The 22,074-nt window shown below is 60.8% G+C and carries 17 protein-coding genes; 11 read left to right on the top strand and 6 right to left on the bottom strand.

Annotated features, from left to right (window positions below):
* Positions 1-175 precede the first annotated feature (175 nt).
* The 4 genes from PMI22_RS12405 (at position 176) to PMI22_RS12420 (ending at position 5,157) form a co-directional block, all read left to right on the top strand.
* Positions 176-1,906, top strand: a complete 1,731-nt coding sequence (locus PMI22_RS12405; protein WP_007946490.1) for a hydrogenase maturation protein — start codon at positions 176-178, stop codon at positions 1,904-1,906.
* Positions 1,907-1,960: 54 nt separating this feature from the next.
* The gene (locus PMI22_RS12410; RefSeq protein WP_007946489.1) at positions 1,961-2,824 is read left to right on the top strand and encodes a LysR family transcriptional regulator; all 864 of its coding nucleotides are present in this window, start codon (positions 1,961-1,963) and stop codon (positions 2,822-2,824) included.
* A 99-nt stretch (positions 2,825-2,923) separates the two neighbouring features.
* Complete coding sequence (locus PMI22_RS12415; protein ID WP_007946487.1) at positions 2,924-4,069, top strand: sterol desaturase/SRPBCC family protein; 1,146 nt, start codon at positions 2,924-2,926, stop codon at positions 4,067-4,069.
* The gene (locus tag PMI22_RS12420; protein WP_007946486.1) at positions 4,066-5,157 is read left to right on the top strand and encodes an SMP-30/gluconolactonase/LRE family protein; all 1,092 of its coding nucleotides are present in this window, start codon (positions 4,066-4,068) and stop codon (positions 5,155-5,157) included. Before PMI22_RS12415 ends, PMI22_RS12420 begins: the two co-directional genes overlap by 4 nt.
* A gap of 114 nt (positions 5,158-5,271) precedes the next feature.
* On the opposite strand, the gene PMI22_RS31630 is transcribed toward PMI22_RS12420, so the two are convergent.
* Together PMI22_RS31630 and PMI22_RS12425 are read right to left on the bottom strand one after the other, a co-directional pair.
* Entirely contained in the window at positions 5,272-5,433 is a 162-nt protein-coding gene (locus tag PMI22_RS31630; protein WP_007946485.1) for a hypothetical protein, read from the bottom strand.
* A 109-nt stretch (positions 5,434-5,542) separates the two neighbouring features.
* Positions 5,543-5,785: a DUF465 domain-containing protein gene (locus PMI22_RS12425; protein WP_007946484.1), complete on the bottom strand. Its 243-nt coding sequence runs from the start codon at positions 5,783-5,785 to the stop codon at positions 5,543-5,545.
* A 218-nt stretch (positions 5,786-6,003) separates the two neighbouring features.
* Here PMI22_RS12425 and PMI22_RS12430 point away from each other — a divergent pair, with 218 nt between their 5' ends.
* From PMI22_RS12430 to PMI22_RS12460, 7 genes are all read left to right on the top strand, one after another.
* The gene (locus tag PMI22_RS12430) at positions 6,004-6,525 is read left to right on the top strand and encodes a DUF4142 domain-containing protein (protein ID WP_007946483.1); all 522 of its coding nucleotides are present in this window, start codon (positions 6,004-6,006) and stop codon (positions 6,523-6,525) included.
* Between the two features lie 242 nt (positions 6,526-6,767).
* On the top strand, positions 6,768-7,619 hold the full coding sequence (locus tag PMI22_RS12435) for an STAS domain-containing protein (protein ID WP_007946482.1): 852 nt from the start codon (positions 6,768-6,770) through the stop codon (positions 7,617-7,619).
* A 4-nt stretch (positions 7,620-7,623) separates the two neighbouring features.
* Entirely contained in the window at positions 7,624-7,986 is a 363-nt protein-coding gene (locus tag PMI22_RS12440) for an STAS domain-containing protein (protein ID WP_007946480.1), read from the top strand.
* Complete coding sequence (locus PMI22_RS12445; RefSeq protein WP_007946479.1) at positions 7,983-8,387, top strand: anti-sigma regulatory factor; 405 nt, start codon at positions 7,983-7,985, stop codon at positions 8,385-8,387. Before PMI22_RS12440 ends, PMI22_RS12445 begins: the two co-directional genes overlap by 4 nt.
* Positions 8,384-9,394 (top strand): ATP-binding protein, encoded by a 1,011-nt coding sequence (locus tag PMI22_RS12450; protein WP_007946478.1) that lies wholly within the window; start codon positions 8,384-8,386, stop codon positions 9,392-9,394. The genes PMI22_RS12445 and PMI22_RS12450 overlap by 4 nt, the downstream gene beginning before the upstream one ends.
* A complete protein-coding gene (locus tag PMI22_RS12455) occupies positions 9,387-10,262 on the top strand; it encodes a sensor histidine kinase (RefSeq protein ID WP_007946476.1) in 876 nt (291 codons plus the stop codon). The genes PMI22_RS12450 and PMI22_RS12455 overlap by 8 nt, the downstream gene beginning before the upstream one ends.
* Positions 10,252-12,195: a response regulator gene (locus tag PMI22_RS12460; RefSeq protein ID WP_007946475.1), complete on the top strand. Its 1,944-nt coding sequence runs from the start codon at positions 10,252-10,254 to the stop codon at positions 12,193-12,195. The genes PMI22_RS12455 and PMI22_RS12460 overlap by 11 nt, the downstream gene beginning before the upstream one ends.
* A gap of 109 nt (positions 12,196-12,304) precedes the next feature.
* On the opposite strand, the gene PMI22_RS12465 is transcribed toward PMI22_RS12460, so the two are convergent.
* The 4 genes from PMI22_RS12465 to PMI22_RS12480 all read right to left on the bottom strand — a co-directional run bounded on the left by PMI22_RS12465 (position 12,305) and on the right by PMI22_RS12480 (position 22,074).
* Complete coding sequence (locus tag PMI22_RS12465; protein WP_007946474.1) at positions 12,305-14,941, bottom strand: excinuclease ABC subunit UvrA; 2,637 nt, start codon at positions 14,939-14,941, stop codon at positions 12,305-12,307.
* Between the two features lie 161 nt (positions 14,942-15,102).
* Positions 15,103-17,214 carry a hybrid sensor histidine kinase/response regulator gene (locus tag PMI22_RS12470; protein WP_007946473.1) on the bottom strand — a complete coding sequence of 704 codons (2,112 nt, stop codon included), beginning with the start codon at positions 17,212-17,214 and terminating at the stop codon, positions 15,103-15,105.
* 370 nt (positions 17,215-17,584) lie between these two features.
* Entirely contained in the window at positions 17,585-20,683 is a 3,099-nt protein-coding gene (locus tag PMI22_RS12475; protein WP_162131648.1) for an error-prone DNA polymerase, read from the bottom strand.
* The gene (locus PMI22_RS12480) at positions 20,659-22,074 is read right to left on the bottom strand and encodes a Y-family DNA polymerase (protein ID WP_007946471.1); all 1,416 of its coding nucleotides are present in this window, start codon (positions 22,072-22,074) and stop codon (positions 20,659-20,661) included. The genes PMI22_RS12475 and PMI22_RS12480 overlap by 25 nt, the downstream gene beginning before the upstream one ends.

Below are 22,074 nucleotides of genomic sequence, written 5' to 3'. Positions count from 1 at the left end.
ACCCTGACATCGCAAACAGTTCTAAAGAACTGTCAGTTCTTACAGGCGCCAGTGCAAGCACTCTAGTTTTACTCTTCCAGGTAACAAACAAGCAGCGGGAATGGCGCGCTGCATCGAACGCCATGGACGGCTGATTCGAGGCCGATGGCTGAACATTCTCAAGGAAGAGTCAAACATGCGACCTCTCAACATTATTTTGTTGTGTTCGGCGTTCAATGGCCTGAGCCAACGGGCTTGGCTGGAGTTACGCCAGTGGGGGCATTGCCCCAGTGTCGTGCTGTTCACCGATGAAAAATCAGTCTGCGAGCAGATTGAGCAGTCTGGCGCCGATCTGGTGATCTGCCCGTTTCTCAAGGACCGGGTGCCGCAGCACGTGTGGAACAACGCGGAACGACCCGTTGTGATTATTCATCCGGGCATTGTTGGTGACCGTGGCGCCAGCGCACTGGACTGGGCCATTATCGGTAAGCTAGACCGCTGGGGCGTCACCGCGCTGCAAGCGGTGGAAGAAATGGACGCCGGGCCGGTCTGGTCTACCTGCGAATTCAACCTGCCCCAGGGCCTGCGCAAATCCGAGTTGTACAACGGCCCGGTCAGCGATGCGGCGATCCATTGCATTCGCGATGTCGTGGACAAATTCACCAACGGTTTCGTGCCCGTATCGGTGGATTATAAAAATCCCGCTGTATTGGGCCGCTTGCAGCCGAACATGAAGCAGGATGATCGGACCTTCGGTTGGCACGACTGCTCGCGTTTCATCAAACGCTGCATCGACGCCGCCGACGGACAGCCCGGTGTTTTGGCAAGCCTGGCAAGTGGTCAGTACTACGTGTACGACGCCCATCTGGATTCACGTAGCGGCACACCTGGGGAGATTCTGGCGGTGCTCGACGAAGCAGTGCTGGTCGCCACCGGGGATAGCAGTGTGTGGATCGGCTCGTTGCGAAGCAAACCCCGACTCGGCGAAGAAACCTTCAAACGCCCCGCCCGGCATGTCCTCGCCGAAAAGTTGCGTGATGTGCCCAGACTCGACGGATCAATCAGCTCAACCCCATACAACACTCAAACCTATCAACCGATCCGCTATCGAGAATGCGGGCATGTCGGCGAGCTGACTTTCGAGTTTTATAACGGCTCCATGAGCACTGAACAATGCCGGCGCCTGATGGCCTCGCTGCAATGGGCCAAGTCCCGCGACACCCAAGTGCTGTTGATTAAGGGGGGGCGCGGCAGTTTCTCCAACGGCGTGGACCTCAACGTGATCCAGGCCGCCACGGTTCCGGAGCAGGAGGCCTGGGCCAATATCCAAGCGATCGACGACGTCTGTCAGGAGTTACTCAGCGCCCGGCAATTGGTAATCAGCGGCCTGACCGGTAGTGCCGGAGCCGGCGGCGTGATGCTGGCGCTGGCTGCTGACATAGTCTTCGCCCGCGCGGACATCGTACTCAACTCGCATTACAAAACCATGGGGTTGTACGGCTCTGAATACTGGACCTACAGCCTGCCCCGCGCCGTCGGCCGGCAGATGGCGGAAAAACTCACCGAGGAGTGCCTGCCGATCAGCGCCATCCAGGCAATGCAATGGGGCATGGTCCAGGAAATCGGTCCACATTCCCCGCAAGCGTTTGGCGTGTGGTTATTGCAACGGGCGAGCGACGCGTTGACCGACCCGGCGTACGCCGCTGTGCGAGAGCGCAAGCATCGACCCGATACCCGTCTCATGCAGCAATGCAGAGACGCCGAGTTGGCGGAGATGGAACGGGACATGGTGCGCAATCGCAAACAGTTCGCCGAGAAGTGCCGTAACTTTGTCTTCAAGCGCAAACCGTATGAGACACCGGTGCGATTGGTGGCGCAGTGGGCACAGCTGCGCAGCCAGTCTCAGCCTTCGGTAGCGGCTACCTAAGCTGACCATCGCGTATCCGTTTACAATGCCGTCACTTCCCGCACCGGCTTTCCCATGGACATCGACCTCGCCCGCACCTTTCTGGAAATCGTCCGCCACGGCAGCCTGGCAGCAGCGGCCGACAAGCTTCATGTCACCCAAACCGCGATCACCGCTCGCGTGCAGAAACTTGAAAGCCATCTCGGCAGCACGCTGTTCGTGCGCAACCGCGCCGGCGCGCGTCTGACGCCCAATGGCGAAGCCTTCGTGGTGTACGCCAATCAACTGGTCGAGACCTGGGAAGCGGCGCGTCGGGATTTGCCGTTGCCCGAGGGTTACCGCGATGTGCTGCACATCGGTGGCGAGGTCAGCCTGTGCAATCCGTTGATGCTCCGCTGGGCCGGCGAACTACGCGAGAAAATTCCCAGCCACGCCCTGCGCATGGACATCCGCGACGGCGAACACCTCTTGCGACAACTGGAGCTGGGTGTGCTCGATGCGGCGCTGGTTTATCAGCCGGAATACTGGCCACGCCTGCAAGTCGAGCAGGTGCTGGAAGAAAAACTGGTGCTGGTGCGATTGGTCGGCAAACCCGATCCTTACGTGTACATCGACTGGGGCGCGGGTTTCCGTCGCCAGCACGATGCAGCCCTGCCGGAAAAAGCCAAAGCCGCGTTGAGTTTCAACCTCGGCCCACTCGGATTGCAGTACATCCTGGAAAACGGCGGTAGTGGTTACTTCCGCACGCGCGTGGTCCAGAGTTATGTGCAAAGCGGTGTACTGGAACCCGTGCCCAAGGCCCCGGAATTCAGCTATCCGACCTACCTGGTGTACTCGCGCGATCGCGACTCGGTCACTCTGCAACGGGCATTCGATTTATTGCGAGAGGTGATCCAGTCTGATGAAGACTGGTCGCAACGCTGGAACCCGTTGAGCTGAACACACCGGATCATGGCGCTTGTGTCCTCTAGTTGCCGCAGGTCTTTGCGGGGAGATCAGCTAATCTGCTGGCTATAACAATAACCAGAGGTGAGCGCAGTGAGGCAAACCACCCAGGCATTCCGTAGCCGCTATCGCGCCGATATTCATCCCCTCTACAACCCATGGTTGCACGGCGCTTTTGTGCTGGTGTTCGGGGTGCTGACCATCGGCGGATTCTGGAGCACCGTGCATCAGGTCAAGCCGCTGGAATGGCTGGCCGTGCCAATCACGCTGTTGTTCTTCAACTTCGGCGTGTACGTGGTGCATCGACATCTGGGGCATCACAAAAAGCGCTTCGCACGGATGTTCTATGCCCGCCATGCCGGCGACCATCACAGCTTTTTCGCACCCGGCCACATGACTTACGACAGTGCGCGGGACTGGCGGGTGATTCTGTTTCCAGCCTGGCTGATCGTGGTGTACACCGCCGTTATTGCCCTGCCCCTTTGGTGGCTGCTTAAACGTTTTGATGGCAACGTCGCCGGCTTGGTGAGCGGTTGTCTGGTCCTCGGCTACCTGACTTATGAAGTGTTTCATGCCTGCGAGCACCTGCCGCCCGGCAACCCGGTCACGCGTTTGCCGTGGATTCGCCAGATGCGCCGTCTGCATGAGCTGCATCACCGCAACGAGCTGATGCAGGAACGCAATTTCAACATCGTGCTTCCGCTGATGGATTACCTGTTCGGCACCCTTTACCGGGAACCGGACCCTGCCCCTCTGGCCCTGACGAGAACGCCCATGACCCGCATGCAGCACCAGATCGCTATCGCAGGAAACCCGATTGACGTGCTCGCCTACGCCAGCACCGTCACCCGTTGGCCGGAGTGGCATCCCTCCTCACTCAAGGTTGACGGTCAGGGCGGCCCATTGCACGCCGGTTCACGATTTGAGGAAGACATCAGGGCCGGCGGCCGCGACGGACACTTGAGTTGGGAGGTCAACGAATACCTGCCGGGGCGTCGTTGGAGTGCCCAGGCACGGGGCGATCACGGGTTGTCGCTGGTGGTGACTTACGAATGTGCGACCGAAGGCAACGGCACGCAATTTATTCGCACCCTGGACTATCAGTTCGAAGGTTTTGGCATGCGCATTGCCAATCAGCTGCTGCTCAAACGGCGTATCGAGCGTGAATCCGCCGAATCGATGCGGGCCTTGCGGGAGATGGCGCAAAAACAACTGACACCTGCCGGAGCCAACGTGTGAAAAGAATCATCAAGTTCCGACATCTACTGGCCCTGCTCTTGATCGCTCTTTGCGCGTTCCTGTTGCTGTTCCCGACCAAAGTGGAACCGGTCACCTGGAATCCGCCACCGGCGCCGTCCCTCACCAGCGGTGTCTACGCCGACAATCAGCGCCTCAAAGGCGTGGAGCGTGTCGGCCCGGCGAATATTGAAGGACCCGAAGCGTTGTTGCTGGAGGGTGACACGCTGATCACCGGCCTGCATGACGGCAGGTTGATTCGCTCGAGCATCGACGGCAAACAAACCAAGGTGCTGGCCGATACCGGCGGCAGACCCTTGGGCCTGGCGCGTCACCCCAATGGATTGCTGGTGATCGCGGACGGGGTTAAAGGGCTGCTGTCGCTGGATGCCCAAGGCCAATTGATCCCGTTGACCACCACGGCAGGTGGCGTGCCGTTTGGTTTTACCGATGACGTGGCCATCGACACAGAGGGGCATTTCGCCTATTTCAGCGACGCCTCCAGCCGTTGGGGCTACGGCAAGGATGGCGAGGCGATCATTGAACATGGCGGCGATGGCCGTTTATTGCGTTATGACTTCCAGACCGGAAAAACCAGCGTGTTGCTGGACAAGCTGGAGTTCGCCAACGGCGTTACCCTGGGGCCGGACGACAGTTTTGTATTGGTCAACGAAACCGGCGCTTACCGCATCAGCCGCTATTGGTTGACCGGGCCGAAAGCCGGCACGCATGACCTGTTTATCGACAACTTGCCGGGGCTGCCGGACAACCTTTCATTCAATGGCCACGACCGCTACTGGGTGGCGCTCTATGCACCGCGCAATGCGTTGCTCGACCGCACGGCATCGCACCCTTTCGTGCGCAAGATGATTGCCCGGGCGATGACCGTGCTGCCTAAACCGGTGGAAAAACGCGCCTTTTCCTTGGGGCTGGATCTGGATGGCAAGGTGATTGCCAATCTGCAGGACGCCAGCAGCGGCAATTATTCGCCGATTACCACGGTGCGGGAGTATGGGGACTGGCTGTATTTCGGTTCGCTGAAGGCAATGAACATGGCGCGGTTGCCGCTCGCCACCGCCCTCCAGAAATAACACGAACCCATGTGGGAGCGAGCCTGCTCGCGATAGCGTCGTGTCAGTCGATATGAATGTCGAATGACACGACGCTCACTCGAGCAGGCTCACTCCTAAAGGGGGATGTGTGGGTTATTCGCGATCAGCGTTGTCAGCTGTTTCTTCATTCACGCGCTCAGGGTCGTCATCTTCAGGATCCGGTTCGGGTTCGATGTCGTACGGGTCGGGCTCAGGACCAGTCGGCATCGGGTCATACCCGCCCTCCTGTTCACTCGGAAATCCGGGATCGGACATAAGGCACCTCTCAGGGAGTCGTTAATGACGCCTCTTCACATTCGAGGTGCCGGTGATTACGCCGTTCCAAATTGTGCGACACCGGTCGTCGGTGGCTCGAGACGGCGCGTCAGGACGATGCCTGCAATTGTTGGACGATCTTGTCCTTGACCTGCAATCGCTTCTCCTTGAGCTTCTTCAACACATCATCACTGGGCGCATCGGATGACGCGGTCTCGGCCTTCACCACGTCAGCATCCGCCTGGGAATATTTGTTGATCAGTGAATCCAGTAACGGATCCTTGGTGCGTTTTTGCTGGATCTCTTCCTTTGAAACCTTCAAGTCCTGAAACAGGTCATGGGGCACCGGCATGGAACACCTCCGTTTGATGATCGGTAGCAAACGCGATCGAATTGCGTTCACCAAGTATCAGAATGGCCTTGGTTTGAGGGTTCTGTCGACCACCTGTCAGACCAGCGGTGTCCGTTCGTCGTCCTGTCGCAAATGCGATAAAACCTTTGCCCAAAACCCGGCCTCCACAGATTAACGATCACTGGATCACTTTCAAAAACCTGTGTGGAGAAAAACCAATGGACGGATTCACCCTGCGCCACCTCGCCCTAGCCGTTGCCTTGAGCGCCAGCATGGGCACGGCATTTGCCGCCACTAACAATGATTTCGTCGACAGTGCGGCCGCAGGCGGCATTGCAGAGATCGAAACCAGCCGTTTAGCGCTGGAAAAAAGCAAGTCGGCGGACGTCAAGGCGTTTGCCAATATGATGATCACCGATCATTCGAAAGCCAACGACGAACTGGCCGCCCTGGCGAAAAAGCATGACATCGAGGTGCCGGACACCACGACCCTGGTCAAACAAGCCAAGGAGCAAATTCTCGACATGCGCGATGAATCCTTCGATGCGGCCTATGCGAACAATCAGGTCAAAGCCCACGAAGACACCATTGAGCTGTTCAAAAAAGAAGCCAATACCGTGACGGACGACAAGGAGAAAGGCGCCACCGCGTTAAAAGGCTTTGCCCAGCAAATGCTGCCCGCCCTTGAGAAGCACCTGGCCATGGCGAAAAAGCTCCAGGCCGCCCACCCTGATAAATGACTCACCTGGAAGACCGCTGATGCGGTCTTCTTTTTAGCTGCTTGAATGGTCCTGGCCTCCCCCGATTCTCAGCCAAAAAATCGCCGCTTAAGGCAGCGCCGACTAGAGTTACCGGGCTACTTACGGTCGTAATGAAAATAACCTGCGCGAAACGCACAACTATTTCATTCGGCAAAGGTCACTGACTTCACGCCGGTCGTTTTCAATGGAACCGGGAAAGACTCATTCAGGAGCACATGGACATGGCAGCACTGCAAATCAGCACACTCGATGCGATGAAAAATAACCAGGCGCAACTGCTCAACGAATGGATCAAGGGCCTGGAAGCCAATGGTGCTACTCGCAATCTCAAAGACCAGGAACTCAAGCAGCAAACCGCAGAGTTCCTGCACCTGGTGGTCAGTGGGCTGGAAAACGGCAACGGGCCAAATGTCTCTGCGCCAGGCTGGGATGAAGCGCGCCAGTTCCTTGAAAAGCTCTCTCACAGCCGCGCCTTGCTCGGCCAGGACTCGCACCAGACCGCCAGCTTCATCTTTTCGCTCAAAGGCCCACTGTTTGGCCTGCTGCAAAACCATTACAAAGACAGTCCAGCGGTGCTCGGCGAGCAGCTCTGGGAAGTGTCTGAACTGCTCGATGCGCTGGGCATGCACACCATCCGCACCTTCCAGAAATCTCGCGAAGCGGTGATCAAGCGCCAGCAAGAAGAACTGCTGGAACTCTCCACGCCGGTGGTCAAACTGTGGGACGGCGTTCTTGCGCTGCCGATGATCGGGACCCTGGACTCGCAACGCACCCAGGTCGTGATGGAATCGCTGCTGCAACGGATCGTCGATACCGGCTCGGAAATCGCCATTATCGACATCACCGGCGTGCCGACCGTCGACACCCTGGTGGCTCAACACCTGCTCAAGACCGTGACCGCCATTCGCCTGATGGGTGCTGACTGCATTATCAGCGGCGTGCGTCCGCAGATCGCCCAGACCATCGTGCACCTGGGCCTGGACCTGCAAGGCGTGGTCACCAAGGCCAATCTGGCCGATGCCCTGAAACTGGCCCTGACCCGCCTGGGAATCACCGTCAGCAAGACGGTATAAGCCCATGGATAGAATTCCTATTCTGCAGATGGGCGACTTTCTGCTGGTGACCATTCAGGTCGACATGCACGACCAACTCGCCCTGACCCTTCAGGACGATCTGTCCGAGCGCATCAGCAACACCTCGGCGCGCGGTGTGTTGATCGATATTTCCGCACTGGACATGGTCGATTCGTTCATTGGCCGGATGATCGGCACCATTTCCGGCCTGTCTAAAATCATGGACGCCGAAACCGTGCTGGTGGGCATGCAACCGGCCGTGGCGATCACCCTCGTCGAACTGGGCCTGACCCTGCCCGGTGTCAGCACCGCACTGAACGTCGAGCGCGGAATGAAACTGCTGCATGAACGAGTACGCGAGCAATGACCCTGCGCAGCAGCGGTACTCACCCGATTCACATTGAGCAGGACGTGGTCATGGCCCGCCAGACCGCACGCAAGCTGGCCACCGAGTGCGGTATGCGCCTGATCGACCTGACCAAACTGGTGACCGCCGTCAGCGAGCTGGCGCGCAACACCATGGTTTATGGCGGTGGCGGTGACATGGATTGGCAGATCCTCGACGAAAACTCGCGAGTGGGTTTGCGCCTGACCTTTCGCGACGAAGGTCCGGGCATTCCCGACATCAAACTGGCGATGACCGACGGCTGGACCTCCGGCAGCGGCCTGGGCCTGGGCTTGACCGGTGCCAAGCGTCTCGTGGATGAATTCGAACTGGATACCGCGCCCGGCCAAGGCACTCGCATAACGATCACCCGATGGACATGAACATTACCGGCACCCTGACCGACGTCCTGTTGATCGAAGACAGCAGCCAGATCGGCCATGCCCGGCGCACCGCGCAGAAACTCGCTGAACACATCGGCTTCGACGCTACCGATGCCGGGCGTGTGGCGCTGGTGGCCACAGAGCTGGCGAGCAACGTGCTCAAGCATGCCACCCGAGGCGAACTGCACCTGCGGACTCTACCGTTTGAAAACGGTCACGGGATCGAGATGCTGGCAGTGGATCGCGCGCAGGGCTTTGATTTGCAGGCGTGCCTGGCGGACGGTTTTTCTACGGGTGGCACTCAAGGCATTGGCCTGGGTGCTGTGTCACGGCAGACCGACGTGTTCGATGTGTATGCCGATTCCCGGGGCGCCGTGCTGTTGGCCCGCTTGTATCCGCGCACCCACAAGGTTACGGACCTGCGACTGGGCGTCAGCCAGCACTCGCTGGCCCGCGATCCGGCGTGTGGCGATGTCTGGCACCTGGCGATTGACGGAGCGAATCTCAGCGCCTTGGTGATCGACGGCCTGGGCCACGGCGAAGACGCCGAGCACGCCGCCCGCGCCGGCGAAATAGCCTTTGCGCGAACGCCGTTCGCTTCCCCAGTGCTCCTGCTCGAAGACATTCACCAGGCCATGATCGGCACCCGCGGTGGCGCGTTGGCGGTTGCGCAGTTCGACGCGCATCGCGACAAACTGACGTTCACCGGTATCGGCAACATCGGCGCCAGCCTGATCGCCCCCGACAAATCCCGTGGCCTGGCGTCCCATCCCGGCATCGTTGGCGGGCAGTATCGAAAGGCCCAACCCTTTGACTATGCTCACGTGAACGGACATCTATTGATCATGTACAGCGACGGCTTGCAGTCCCGATGGAACTTGCACGACTACCCTGGCCTGGTGCACCGTCATCCTGCCGTGATAGCCGCCGTCCTGCACCGCGATTTCTGTCGCGGCCGGGACGATGTGACGGTATTGGTCGTTGCCCTGGAGGCCGCCCATGGCTGAGACACCCTCGCTCGCACCGGACGACCCCTCGGCACTGATTGCACGCTTGCAGAGTGAAACCGCCGCCCTGCGCGCAGAGCTTGATGAAACCAATCAGGGCGTGCTCGCGTTGTACGCCGAACTCGACAACCAGGCCGAAGAACTGCGACAGGCCTCGGACCTCAAGAGCCGTTTCCTGTCGTACATGAGCCACGAGTTTCGCACGCCACTGGGCTCTATCCTGAGCATTGCCAGCCTGCTCAGTGATGAACTCGACGGCCCGCTCAGCCCCGAGCAACACAAACAGGTCACTTTCGTCAGCACCGCCGCGCGGGAGTTGAGCGACATGGTCGACGACTTGCTCGACCTTGCGAAAATCGAGGCCGGGCGCATCAGCATTTCACCGGCCTGGTTCGACATGCTGGACTTGTTCGCGGCCCTGCGCGGCATGTTTCGCCCAATTGTCGACGCAAGCGCCGTGGATCTGATCTTCGAAGAACCGATGGGCTTGCCGCGTTTGTTCACCGACGACAAGAAACTCGCTCAGATCCTGCGCAACTTCATTGCCAATTCGCTGAAGTTCACCACGCGCGGTGAAGTACGAGTATCGGCCCGGCTCGAAGGCACGAACTTCGTGCGTTTTGCCGTCAGCGACACCGGAATTGGTATCGCTGCCGAGCTACATGGCGCATTGTTTGAGGACTTCTCCCAAGTCGATTCGCCCTTGCAAAAGCGCTTGCGCGGCACCGGCCTGGGATTGTCATTGTGCAAACGCTTCGCCGCATTGCTGGGGGGCGAAGTCGGGGTCGAGAGTACACCGGGGGTCGGTTCGACCTTTTTCGTGATCATCCCGCTGGCCATCGCCATGGAGCCTGCCGATGAAACGTGACATCCGCCTGCTGATCGTCGACGACAACGTTGCGACGCGCTACGCCCTGCGCCGGCGCCTGGAGTCTCACGGGTACACCGTGCTCGAAGCCGGGACCGGCGGTGATGGCCTGGCGCTGATCGACAGCGAATCGATCGACGCGCTGATACTGGACGTCAACCTGCCGGACATGAGCGGTTTCGACATCGTGCGCAAGCTGCGTTCCGAGCCTGCCACCGCCCTGTTGCCGGTTATTCACGTGTCGGCTGCGTCGATCCAGACCGGCGACATCATCACGGGCCTGGACGCCGGCGCGGACGCCTACCTGATCCACCCCGTGGACCCGGACGTATTGCTGGCGACCCTGCGCACTTTGCTGCGAGTGCGCGACACCGAAAACGCCCTGCGCGAAAGCGAGGCGCGGTTCCGCGAGATTTTCGTCAACGTGTCGGCGCCCATCGCGGTATTGGATGCACAGTTCAAAGTGCACGAGTGCAACCACGCTTTCTCCCGGTTGATTCTGGACAATGTCGACACGGACACCTTGAGTGAATGCTTCGCCGAAGACCAGGACGCAGTGATCGAAGAACTGCGCCTGCGCCTGCTCGCTGGCGAGCGCTGGAAAGGCATTTTGAACATGCGCGTTGAGGGTGAGCTACGGGAAACCGAGTGGCAGATTTCGCCCTATCGTACTCCGGGACTAAGCTTGGTATTTGTCGAAGACGTCACTGAACACCGCCACCGCGAGCGCTCGCACCTGGCCCGGCTCGACGACGCCACCTCGCAGTTGGAACGTGAAATCGCCGAGCGCGTGCGCACCGAAGCCCAGTTGCTGCAAGTGCAGAAAATGGATGCGCTGGGCAAGTTGACCGGCGGCATTGCCCATGACTTCAACAACCTGCTGACCGGCATCATCACCAGCCTGGAATTGATCCAGAAACGCGTTGCCGACGCACGCACTGACAAGGTTCAGTTCTACGCCGACGCGGCGTTGAACTCGGCCATGAGCGCCGCCGCGCTGACCCATCGTTTGCTGGCCTTCGCCCGCCAACAACCGCTCGATACGCGGCCAGTGGACATCAACGAACACATCCGTTCCCTCGAAGAATTGCTGGTGCGTACCATCGGCGAACACATCGCCCTGAAGCTCGAACTGACCTCCAAAGCCGCGATTGCGCTGGTTGACCCGATCCAGCTGGAAAGCGCGGTGCTCAACCTGGTGATCAACGCCCGCGATGCCTTGCCGCAGGGCGGGAATATCTGGGTCAGCACTTACGCGGCGTATTCCCACGGCGACCTGAAACTGGCGGATGGCGCCTACGTCGCGCTGTCGGTACGCGATGACGGAACCGGTATCGAGCACAGTGTGATCGACAAGGTGTTTGACCCGTTTTTCACCACCAAACCGCTGGGCCAGGGCACGGGCCTGGGGCTGTCGAGCATTTACGGGTTCGCCCGGCAATCGGGGGGCGATGCGCATATCCGCAGCGTTGCCCGACGCGGTACCGAAGTCACCATCATGCTGCCGGCCAGTTCGGACCCGACCACGGCTGATGTGGTCTCAGAGGCGACGAACCAACAAGGCTCGGGCGAGCATGTGTTGATTGTCGAGGACATGCCGTCGGTACGCATGTTCGTCGCCGAGGTCCTGGTGGATGCCGGTTATCGCTGCACCCAGGCGGGTGACATCGAAGCCGCCCTTGAGCGCCTGCAAAACGATCCGTCGATTGATCTGATGCTGACGGACGTTGGCCTGCCGCGCATGAATGGCCGCGAACTGGCAGATGTCGCCCGAGGGTGGCGTGAAGGATTACCAATCCTGTTCATGACCGGCTATGCAGAAAACGCGATCAATCGGCAGGTGTTTTTGGGGGATGGCATGGAGATGCTGATCAAGCCGTTTCAGATTAGTGAGCTGCTGGACAAGGTCCGACGCACTTTGGACTGCGCCTGACAGACCGCTATCGTCGGAACGCCGCCCGGACCAAGCCCGCTCCCACAATGGGCAGCGCAATCCCTGTGGGAGCGGGCTTGCCCGCGATGAGGCCAGTAAAAACAACACATCAAGCCCTGCCAAGCACCCGGGCCAAAAACGGCGCAGTCCGGCTCTTTTTGCTTTTGGCCACTGTCTGCGGCGTGCCGGCTACAACGATTTTCCCACCCTGATCCCCCGCCCCCGGTCCGATGTCGATCACCCAGTCACTCTGTGCCACCACGCGCATTTCATGCTCGACCACGATCACCGTGTGCCCCGCCACCACCAGCGTATTCAACTGCTCCAGCAAGCGGTCGACGTCTCGTGGATGCAAACCGGTTGTGGGCTCATCAAGCACATACAACGTCGCGCCACGCTGGTTACGTTGCAACTCCGTCGCCAGTTTGATGCGCTGCGCTTCACCGCCGGACAACTCGGTCGCCGGTTGCCCCAGGCGCAAATACCCCAGACCGATGTCGCGCAGCACCTCCAGCGAGCGGCGAATGCCCGGTTGCTCGGCGAACACCTCGACCGCTTCATCCACCGTCAGCCCCAGCACTTGGGCGATGTTCAACCCTTGCCAGCTGATCGCCAGCGTCTCGGGGTTGTAGCGCGCACCATGGCACGTCGGGCATGGCGCGTAGACACTGGGCATAAACAACAACTCGACGCTGACAAAGCCTTCACCTTCGCAGGTCGGGCAACGGCCCTTGGCGACGTTGAACGAGAATTGCCCGGCGTCGTAGCCTTCGGCCTGAGCCTCGGGCGTGGCGGCGTACAGCTTGCGCACGTTGTCGAACAGCCCGGTGTAGGTCGCCAGATTGGAACGTGGCGTGCGGCCGATGGGTTTCTGATGAACCTGCACCAGGCGCTTGATCGAGGCCAGCCCGGCCGTAACCTGACCGCCGCTGACTTGCGGCGCATCGTCCTCAAGACTCAACGCTTCGGTTTCGCTATCGCTGGCGGCCCGCCCCAAATGGGCACCGACCAACTCCAGCAGCGCCTGACTGACCAGGCTCGATTTGCCGGAACCGGACACCCCGGTCACGGCGGTGAAACAGCCCAGCGGAAACTCGACGCTGAGATTGTTCAGGTTGTTGCGGGTGATGCCCTCCAGGCGCAACCAGTCGGTAGCCTTGCGACAGGCGCGCGGTTCGGTGACAGTTTCGGCGAACAGATAGGCGCGGGTCTGCGAGTTCGTCACCTCGGACAATCCTGCCGGCACACCGCTGTAGAGAATCTGGCCACCGTTCTCACCTGCCGCCGGGCCGACGTCGATCAACCAGTCGGCCCGGCGCATGGTTTCCAGATCATGCTCAACCACAAACAGCGTATTGCCAGCGGCCTTCAGGCGTTGCAGCGCTTCAAACAACGCCTCACCGTCCGCCGGGTGCAGGCCGGCTGAGGGCTCATCCAGGACGTAGATCACACCGAACAGTTGCGAGCCTAATTGTGTCGCCAGCCGCAGTCGTTGCAACTCGCCAGATGACAGCGTCGGCGTGCTGCGTTCCAGCGCCAGGTATCCGAGGCCCAAGTCGGTCAGGGTGCTGACCCGTTCCAGCAAATCCTGGGCGATCCGTTGCGCGGCCAGGCGTTTTTCCACCGACAGATTGGGCGTGTGGCGCACGTCCGGTGCGTTGGCATGACCGCTGGCACCGTGGGCAACTCGCGCGTCGCGGGCCTCGCGGGTTTGCTGGTGGGTCAACACGTCACCCGCCTCTTCGGCCTGCTCAAGGTAACTGTGCGCCGCCACGGGTTTCAGCACGGCGGCCACTTGTAGCAGTGGCATCTGCGATAACTCACCGATGTCATAGCCCGCAAACGTCACCGACAATGCCTCGCGCTTAAGCCGTTTTCCATCACATAACGGGCAAGGACTGCCGAGCATGAATTGCGAAACGCGCTTCTTCATCAGCGCACTTTGCGAGTGGGTGAAGGTGTGCAGGATGTAGCGTCGGGCGCCGGTGAAGGTGCCCTGATAGCTGGGTTCCAGCTTGCGTTTGAGCGCAACCCTGGTTTCTTCCGGCGTGAGCCCGGCGTACACCGGCACCGTCGGTGTCTCTTCGGTGAAAAGAATCCAGTCGCGCTGTTTTTCCGGCAGATCGCGCCAGGGTTTATCGACGTCGTAACCCATGGTCACGAGGATGTCGCGCAGGTTCTGTCCCTGCCAGGCCGTGGGCCAGGAAGCGACCGCTCGCTGGCGGATGGTCAGGCTCGGATCGGGCACCATCAGCGCTTCGGTGACATCATAAACCCGCCCCAACCCATGACACTCCGGGCACGCGCCTTGTGGGGTGTTGGGTGAGAAGTCTTCGGCATACAACATCGCCTGTCCCGGCGGGTAGCTGCCGGCCCGGGAGTACAGCATGCGGATCAGGCTCGACAACGTCGTTACGCTGCCCACCGAAGAGCGGGTGCTCGGCGTGCCACGCTGTTGCTGCAAAGCCACGGCCGGCGGCAGGCCTTCGATGGAGTCGACATCCGGTACACCGACCTGATCGATCAGCCGTCGCGCATAAGGCGCCACGGATTCGAAATAGCGGCGTTGCGCTTCGGCATAGAGCGTCGAGAACGCCAGCGACGACTTGCCCGAACCCGAGACACCGGTGAACACCACCAGCGCATCGCGCGGTATGTCGATATCGATGTTCTTGAGGTTGTGCTCCCGGGCGCCGCGCACCCTGACCATGCCGGAGGGAGGGTTGGATGTGTGCTTTGGGGGCATCGGGAAACCTTAATGAAATAACTGAAAACACACATGCCCCCTGTGGGAGCGAGCCTGCTCGCGATGGCGGTGTGTCATTAAACATTTATGTCGGCTGACACTACGCCATCGCGAGCAGGCTCGCTCCCACAGGGGTTCGGTGTTGATCTTCCACAGGGGGATTAGCCATTTAGGACTGTGCGAACCATTCGGGTGAGTGCTTCAGGATCGTAGGGTTTGCTCAGTAAATAGGTGTCGGAGCTGAGTTGGTGATTGCGCGAGATAATGTCACGGGTGTGGCCCGAGGTGAACAACACAGCCACTGGGGGAATTTGCACTTTGGCCCATGCCGCCAGGTCAGCACTTTTGATCAAGCCGGGCATGACCACGTCAGTAAAAATCAGGTCTACCTGCGTGCCCTCCAGCAACATCTGCATCGCTTGGTCTCCATTGGCCGCCGTCAGGATTTGATAGCCTTCTTCACGCAGCAACTCCACTGCCGAGGTGCGAACCGCTTCGTTGTCTTCGACCACCAGAATGGTTTCATGACCACCGTGCAGCTGTGCAACTTGCTGAGTGGCTTCACTGGGCGCCGGCCGCAGACTACGGGGAAAGTACAACTGAACCCGAGTACCCTGTCCCTCGGTGCTGGAAATCTCGATGTGCCCGCCGCTCTGTTTGACGAAACCGAACACCATGCTCAACCCCAGCCCCGTGCCCTGGCCGTCGGCCTTGGTGGTGAAGAACGGTTCGAAGGCTTGCGCGAGCACCTGTGGCGGCATGCCGATACCAGTGTCCGCCACCGTGACGCAGACGTAGTCGCCGGCCACGATGCCCTTGCCTGCACAAAACTTCTGATCCAGGACGACGTGTTCGGCACTCAAACCGATGGTCCCCTCACCTTTCATGGCATCACGGGCATTGATCGCCAGGTTGAGAATGGTGTTTTCCAATTGATTGCGGTCCACGAAGATGTGCCAGGCATCATCCGGGGCGTTTACCTTGATCTGGAGTGTTTCACCCAGCGCCCGCTGCAATATTTCCGCCAGACCTTCGAAGACCTGTTTTGGATTACAGACGGCTGGCGACAATGGCTGGCGACGGGCGAAGGCGAGCAATTGCGAAGACAATTTGGCGCCACGTTCGACTGCGGCAATCGATGCGTTGACCCGGCGCTGCACGTTGGCGTTATCCGGTTCGTGCCGCGCCAGCAAGTGCAGGTTGCCGGCGATCACCTGTAACAGGTTATTGAAGTCGTGGGCCACGCCACCAGTGAGGCCGCCGATGGCTTCGAGCTTCTGTGACTGGCGCAGTTGTTCTTCAGCTGCCAACCGCGCTTCGACTTCATCGGCGACGCGCTGCTCCAGGTTGCGTGTGAACCTGAGTAAGGATTCTTCGGCAGACTTGCGTTCATGGATGTCGATCAATACGCCGGGAAAACGGAACGGTTCGCCCTGCTGGTTAAACTCGCAACAGCCGCTCGCCAGCACCCATAGATAACCGCCATCCGGGCGCAGCACGCGATACTCCGCATTAAAGGCTTCTCCGGTTTCGACCGATTGACTGACCTGTTCCTGCACCCAATTGAGGTCGTCGGGGTGGATTCTGGTTTCGGTGACGTCCGGGGGCAGGTCGGCCAGATCCTGATCTGCGGGAAAAGAGAAGGTGCGGGCAAAGCGCTCGTCGCCGGAGAGCTTGTTGGCTTTGATGTCCCAGACGAATGAGCCGAGCAAGGCTCCGGCATTGAGTGCCAGGCGCACCCGTTCGTTGTCGGCGCGATAGGCGTCTTCGGCTGCCTGGCGGCGACGTTCGGAAATGACATGTTCCGTGGTCTCGACCACCATCGCCATGACCCCGGCCGGCTTGCCGTCATCATCGGCCACCGGGCTGTAATAGAGGTCCAGCCAGACGTCTTCGGGAATTCCGTCACGCAGAAGCACCAGCTCTTTATTGCGATAGGACAAGGTGCCACCCGCCAGGCAGGTATCGACCACATTGCGATTGAATTCGGCGACTTCCGGCCAGCCCATTTCCACCGGGACGCCCAACAGGTAAGGATGGCGGCCACCGGCAAATTTGGAGTAGGCATCGTTGTAGATCATGTACCCGGCGCGCCCCCACAGCATCACCATCGGCAGTGGCGAGGCGAGCATCAACTGCACCGAGCTGCACAGGCTCGCGGGCCAGGTGTCGAGGCTGCCAAGTTCGGTCTGGCACCAGTCGAACGTACGAATACGCCCGGCCATTTCACCGGTCCAGCCGGCACACCCGTGGCTTTCATCTAAAAACTGCATCGACTGGCTCTGAGTCCCTGTAAATGAACTGACCTGGAGGATCGCGACGACTTGAGAACGGCGTGGACCCGTTTGTTTCGAGCGCCGCCGACGTCAATGGTTTCATAGAGGTTAGCTGATTCTCAACGGGCAGATTTTTGTTGCTCACTCTCCGCGTAGATACCGTCTTGAACCTCACCGGGCAATCGCGTTTTGTCAGGCAAATCCCAGACGCAGCCTCGCGTTGCTCGTCAGCTGCTACAGGGTGGGTGGTGGGGATTTGTAGCAGCTGTCGAGCAACGCGAGGCTGCGTCTGCTTTCTACCTGAAAGAACTCAATTGCCGGGTTTGCGACGGCTGCGCTGCGGTCGTCAATACCCCTTCGACACAGGTCAGCGGAAATCCCGGCTGCGTACGCTGATGCCGTCGAGCAATGCACTCAGGTCGCTCAAGCGTCCGGCAATCAGGTGGCGAACTTCGCCTTCCTTTTCCCAGCGGCCATCGACCTTGAGCAATTGCGAACCGACCAGCACCTGGCGTTGCCTTTCCGCCAAGTCGCGCCAGACCACCACGTTGACGTTGCCGAACTCGTCTTCCAGGGTCACGAAGGTCACGCCACTGGCGGTGCCCGGACGTTGCCGCCCCGTCACCAACCCCGCGACGCTGACCGGGCGCCCGTGTTCGATCGCCATCAGTTCTTGCGAACTGCGACAACGCCGGGCTTTCAATTCACCGCGCAACAACGCCAGCGGATGCGGGCCGAGGGTGGTGCCGATGCTGGCGTAATCGGCTTGCAGGTCTTCGCCGACTGTGGGTTTGGGCAACGCCACGACGTCCTCTTCCTGACGCGGCAGGCCGGCAAATAAACCAAGTTGCTTTTGCACCCCCGCCACCTCCCAGCGCGCCCGATGCCGGTCACCGGCCAAACCCCGCAGCGCGCCGGCATCGGCCAGTTGCTCTTGGGCACGGGCGTCGAGGCGCGCACGTTCGCCGAGGTCGGCGATGTCGACAAACACCCCACGCGCGCGCGCCGCTTCGATGCGCCGGGCATCGTCTTCGCGAAAGCCCTTGATCATCCGCAACCCCATGCGAATCGCCGGTTGTGCACCGGTCATCGGCTCCAGGCTGCAATCCCAGTCACTGGCACGTACATCCACCGGACGAATCTGCAAATGATGCCGGCGCGCGTCCTGGAGAATCTGGTCCGGACTGTAGAAACCCATCGGCCAGCTGTTGATCAGCGCACAGGCGAAGGCCGCCGGTTCGTGGCATTTGAGCCAGCAACTGGCGTAGGTCAACAAGGCGAAACTGGCGGCGTGGGACTCGGGAAACCCGTAGCTGCCGAAACCTTTGATCTGCTCGAAGAGCTGCGCGGCGAACTCGGCCGTATAGCCGTTTTTCTTCATCCCGGCGGCTAGTCGGTCCTTGTGCGGTTCCAGCCCGCCGTGGCGTTTCCAGGCCGCCATGGAACGGCGCAACTGATCGGCCTCGCCGGGGCTGTAGTCGGCGGCGACGATGGCGATCTGCATCACTTGTTCCTGGAACAGCGGCACGCCGAGGGTGCGCTTGAGCACCTCCCTCAATTCTTCGGAGGGGTAACTTTCGAGTTCTTCCTTGTTTCGTCGCCGCAGATACGGATGGACCATACCGCCCTGGATAGGACCGGGGCGAACGATGGCCACCTCGATCACCAGATCATAAAATTTGCGAGGCTTGAGCCGGGGCAACATCGACATCTGTGCCCGGGATTCGATCTGGAACACGCCGATGGTGTCGGCACGGCCAATCATGTCGTAGGTGGCCGGATCTTCGGACGGGATCGTCGCCAGACTCAGGTCAAGGCCTCGGTGGCGGCGCAGCAGGTCGAAACAACGGCGGATCGCGCTGAGCATGCCCAGTGCCAGAATATCCACTTTGAGCAACCCGACTGCGTCGAGATCGTCCTTGTCCCACTGAATGATCGTACGCTCGGCCATGGCAGCGTTTTCCACCGGCACCAAGCTGTCCAGAGGCTGCTCGGAAATCACGAAGCCACCGGGGTGCTGGGACAGGTGCCGGGGAAAACCGATCAGCTGTTGCGTCAGGCTCAAGACCCGGCGCAGCACCGGGCTTTCGGGATCGAACCCGCCTTCCAGCAAACGCTCCACGGGCGGCGTGGCATCACTCCAGTGGCCGCAGCAATCGGCCAGGGCGTTGATCTGATCTGGCGGCAACCCCAACGCCTTGGCCACGTCACGCACCGCGCCGGCGGCGTGATAGGTGCTGACCACCGCCGTCAACGCCGCGCGCCTGCGGCCATAGCGCTGAAAGATGTACTGCAAGACTTCTTCGCGACGTTCGTGCTCGAAGTCCACATCAATGTCCGGCGGCTCGTTGCGCTCCTTGGAAAGAAAGCGCTCAAACAGCATGTTCATCCGGTCCGGGTCGATCTCGGTGATGCCCAAGGCGAAACACACCGCCGAATTGGCCGCCGAGCCCCGGCCCTGACAGAGAATTTTCTCGCGTCGGGCGAAGGCGACGATGTCCTGAACAGTCAGGAAATAGCTTTCGTAGCCCAGCTCGGCGATCAGCCCCAGCTCCTTGTTGATCAGCCCGCGTACCTTCTCGCTCGCCCCTTGGGGCCAGCGCTCGCGAATGCCGCGCTCGGTCAATTCGCGCAACCAGGAATCGGCGCTGTGGCCTTGCGGCACCAACTCCCGTGGATACTGATAACGCAGCTGCCCAAGGTCGAAGGTGCAACGCCGGGCGATGGCCAACGTTTCATCGAGCAAGGCTGGCGGGTAGATCGATTGCAAAACCTCCAGGCTGCGCACATGCCGCTCGCCATTGGGATGAAGGCGCAGCCCGGCTTCGGCCACAGGCAGGTGATGACGGATGGCCGTCATGGTGTCCTGCAAGGCGCGCCGGCCACGGGTGTGCATGTGCACATCGCCGCTGGCCACCGCTGGGATGCGCAGTTCCCTCGCAAGGGTCAGCAACGCGTCCAGGCGCCGGGTATCGTCCTGGCCGCGATGCAACTGGACGCTCAGCCACAGACGTTCGGTGAAAGTCTGTTGCAGCCAGTGGCCCTGTTCGAAGTCATCGACAGCGTCCGGTGCCCACAACACCAGCAGCCCCGGCATCGGCTCGCTGAAATCTTCGCGCAGCACCTGATATTGGCCTTTTTGCGTACGGCGCCGCGCCCGGGTAATCAGCCGGCACAGGGTCTGGTAACCCTCCAGGTTCTCCACCAGCAGCACCAGTTTCGGACCGTTCTCGATGCGGATTTCGCTGCCGATGATCAGCGGCAGCTCCACCGCCTTGGCCGCTTGCCAGGCGCGGACGATACCGGCCAGGGTGCATTCATCGGTGATCGCCAGCGCCTGATAACCGTGCTTTTTCGCCCGTTGAAAGAGTTCGAGGGCGCTGGAGGCGCCACGCTGGAAACTGAAGTTCGACAGGCAGTGCAATTCGGCATAGTCGATGCTCATGCGAACCAGCCCTGCAGCCACAGCGGACCGCCCTCACCCACCGCCCGATAGGCCCAGCCCTGTTGGCCGGAACGGGTTTCGATCAGGTAGTAATCGCGGCGCACGTCGGCGCCGTCCCACCAGCCGGACTCGATGCGCTCCGGGCCCATGAGAATGCGGGTCGAGCCTTCGTGGATCGCCTGCGGTTCCGTCAGCAACCAGCCCGGACGCTGCACACCCGGCAACCCCGCGCAGAGTTGACTGTCGACCCGTGCCTGCCACGCGCATTCGGGCCGGTGATCGGCCTGAAAGCGCAAGCCGTGCACCGCCTCATCACCGAGCCGCGCGCGCAAGCGTTCGCGCAGTTGCTCCCAGGGCAAGGATTGCTGCGGGCGGTCATCGAACAGTTCCTGATACTGCGGGACGAAGCTCGGCAAGTCTTCGGCACACAGCCGAAAACCGCGCACCGGGGCTTCGACCTGAACCTGTTCCAGTCGCCCCCGGGCCAGTTCGAAGAGCATGGCCGGATCGCGTTCGGCGCTGAGCAGGCCGACCTTGATCACCGAGTCCGGCAAGCCGGCATGCTCCAGGTGCAGGTCAAACCGCTGCACGCCGCTGTCCCGACCACAGAGAAAGGCCGACAGGTCGCCGGTCAGCCGGCGCAGCGGAAACAGCAGCGCCTGATGGGACTGCACGTCGAAGTTGAGTTCGATGCGCACGTCGAAACGGTCCGGCGGCAGGTAGAACGCCAAGGCCAGTCGCCGCGCCCCCGTCAACGCGTCCAGATGCTTGAGCACCTGGGCTTCGAAACGCCGGGCCAGGCTCTGTCGCGGCAGCGCCTGCACCTGGTTCAAGGTGCGCAAGCCCATGCGCGACAACGCCGTGGCCACCACGGGTTCCAGGGCGATCCGGTCGACGGGCAACTGCCCGAGATGGTGCTGCAAGGCGTCGTTGTCCGGCACCACCAGCCCGTCATACACGTTGGCCAGCACCCGCGCGGCCACCGGGTTGGGGGCTGCGACGATCCGATGGCGAAAACCCAGCTCGCCGAGTTCGGCGCGTAACCGTGCTTCAAACGTCGGCCACGGCCCGAACAAGCCCAGGCTGGATTCGATTTCAAACACCACGGCACGCGGGTAATGCACGCTGACCTGAGAGCTGAAGCGATAAGCCCATGCGGCGAGGAACTGCTGCCAGTGCTCGATCTCGGCGGCGTCGTATTCGGCCGTGGCAAAGCCTTTGCTCAAGGCCTGCGCGGCGGTCATCGACTGGCCCGGCCGCAGGCCCAGCGCCCGCGCCGACGCGTTGACCGCTTGCAACACCCGGCGCTGCGCCGGACCGGTCAGCAGTGCCAGCGGCTCATCGGGATCGGGGCGCTGACGCAGCACCGCGTCCAGCGCCAATTGCGGGAAAAGAATACAGACCCAGCGCAT

This window comes from Pseudomonas sp. GM21 (assembly GCF_000282215.1).
GTDB lineage: Bacteria > Pseudomonadota > Gammaproteobacteria > Pseudomonadales > Pseudomonadaceae > Aquipseudomonas.
Note: the sequence above shows the minus strand (reverse complement) of the source record. Positions and strands in the feature narration are given on the sequence as shown.

Excerpts from the sequence above, each read along its gene's own strand:
- PMI22_RS12405 (WP_007946490.1), top strand. The coding sequence starts at position 176 with ATGCGACCTCTCAACATTATTTTGTTGTGTTCGGCGTTCAATGGCCTG.
- PMI22_RS12410 (WP_007946489.1), top strand. The coding sequence starts at position 1,961 with ATGGACATCGACCTCGCCCGCACCTTTCTGGAAATCGTCCGCCACGGC.
- PMI22_RS31630 (WP_007946485.1), bottom strand. The coding sequence starts at position 5,433 with ATGTCCGATCCCGGATTTCCGAGTGAACAGGAGGGCGGGTATGACCCG.
- PMI22_RS12425 (WP_007946484.1), bottom strand. The coding sequence starts at position 5,785 with ATGCCGGTGCCCCATGACCTGTTTCAGGACTTGAAGGTTTCAAAGGAA.
- PMI22_RS12430 (WP_007946483.1), top strand. The coding sequence starts at position 6,004 with ATGGACGGATTCACCCTGCGCCACCTCGCCCTAGCCGTTGCCTTGAGC.
- PMI22_RS12435 (WP_007946482.1), top strand. The coding sequence starts at position 6,768 with ATGGCAGCACTGCAAATCAGCACACTCGATGCGATGAAAAATAACCAG.
- PMI22_RS12440 (WP_007946480.1), top strand. The coding sequence starts at position 7,624 with ATGGATAGAATTCCTATTCTGCAGATGGGCGACTTTCTGCTGGTGACC.
- PMI22_RS12445 (WP_007946479.1), top strand. The coding sequence starts at position 7,983 with ATGACCCTGCGCAGCAGCGGTACTCACCCGATTCACATTGAGCAGGAC.
- PMI22_RS12450 (WP_007946478.1), top strand. The coding sequence starts at position 8,384 with ATGAACATTACCGGCACCCTGACCGACGTCCTGTTGATCGAAGACAGC.
- PMI22_RS12455 (WP_007946476.1), top strand. The coding sequence starts at position 9,387 with ATGGCTGAGACACCCTCGCTCGCACCGGACGACCCCTCGGCACTGATT.
- PMI22_RS12460 (WP_007946475.1), top strand. The coding sequence starts at position 10,252 with ATGAAACGTGACATCCGCCTGCTGATCGTCGACGACAACGTTGCGACG.
- PMI22_RS12465 (WP_007946474.1), bottom strand. The coding sequence starts at position 14,941 with ATGCCCCCAAAGCACACATCCAACCCTCCCTCCGGCATGGTCAGGGTG.
- PMI22_RS12470 (WP_007946473.1), bottom strand. The coding sequence starts at position 17,214 with ATGCAGTTTTTAGATGAAAGCCACGGGTGTGCCGGCTGGACCGGTGAA.
- PMI22_RS12480 (WP_007946471.1), bottom strand. The coding sequence starts at position 22,074 with ATGCGCTGGGTCTGTATTCTTTTCCCGCAATTGGCGCTGGACGCGGTG.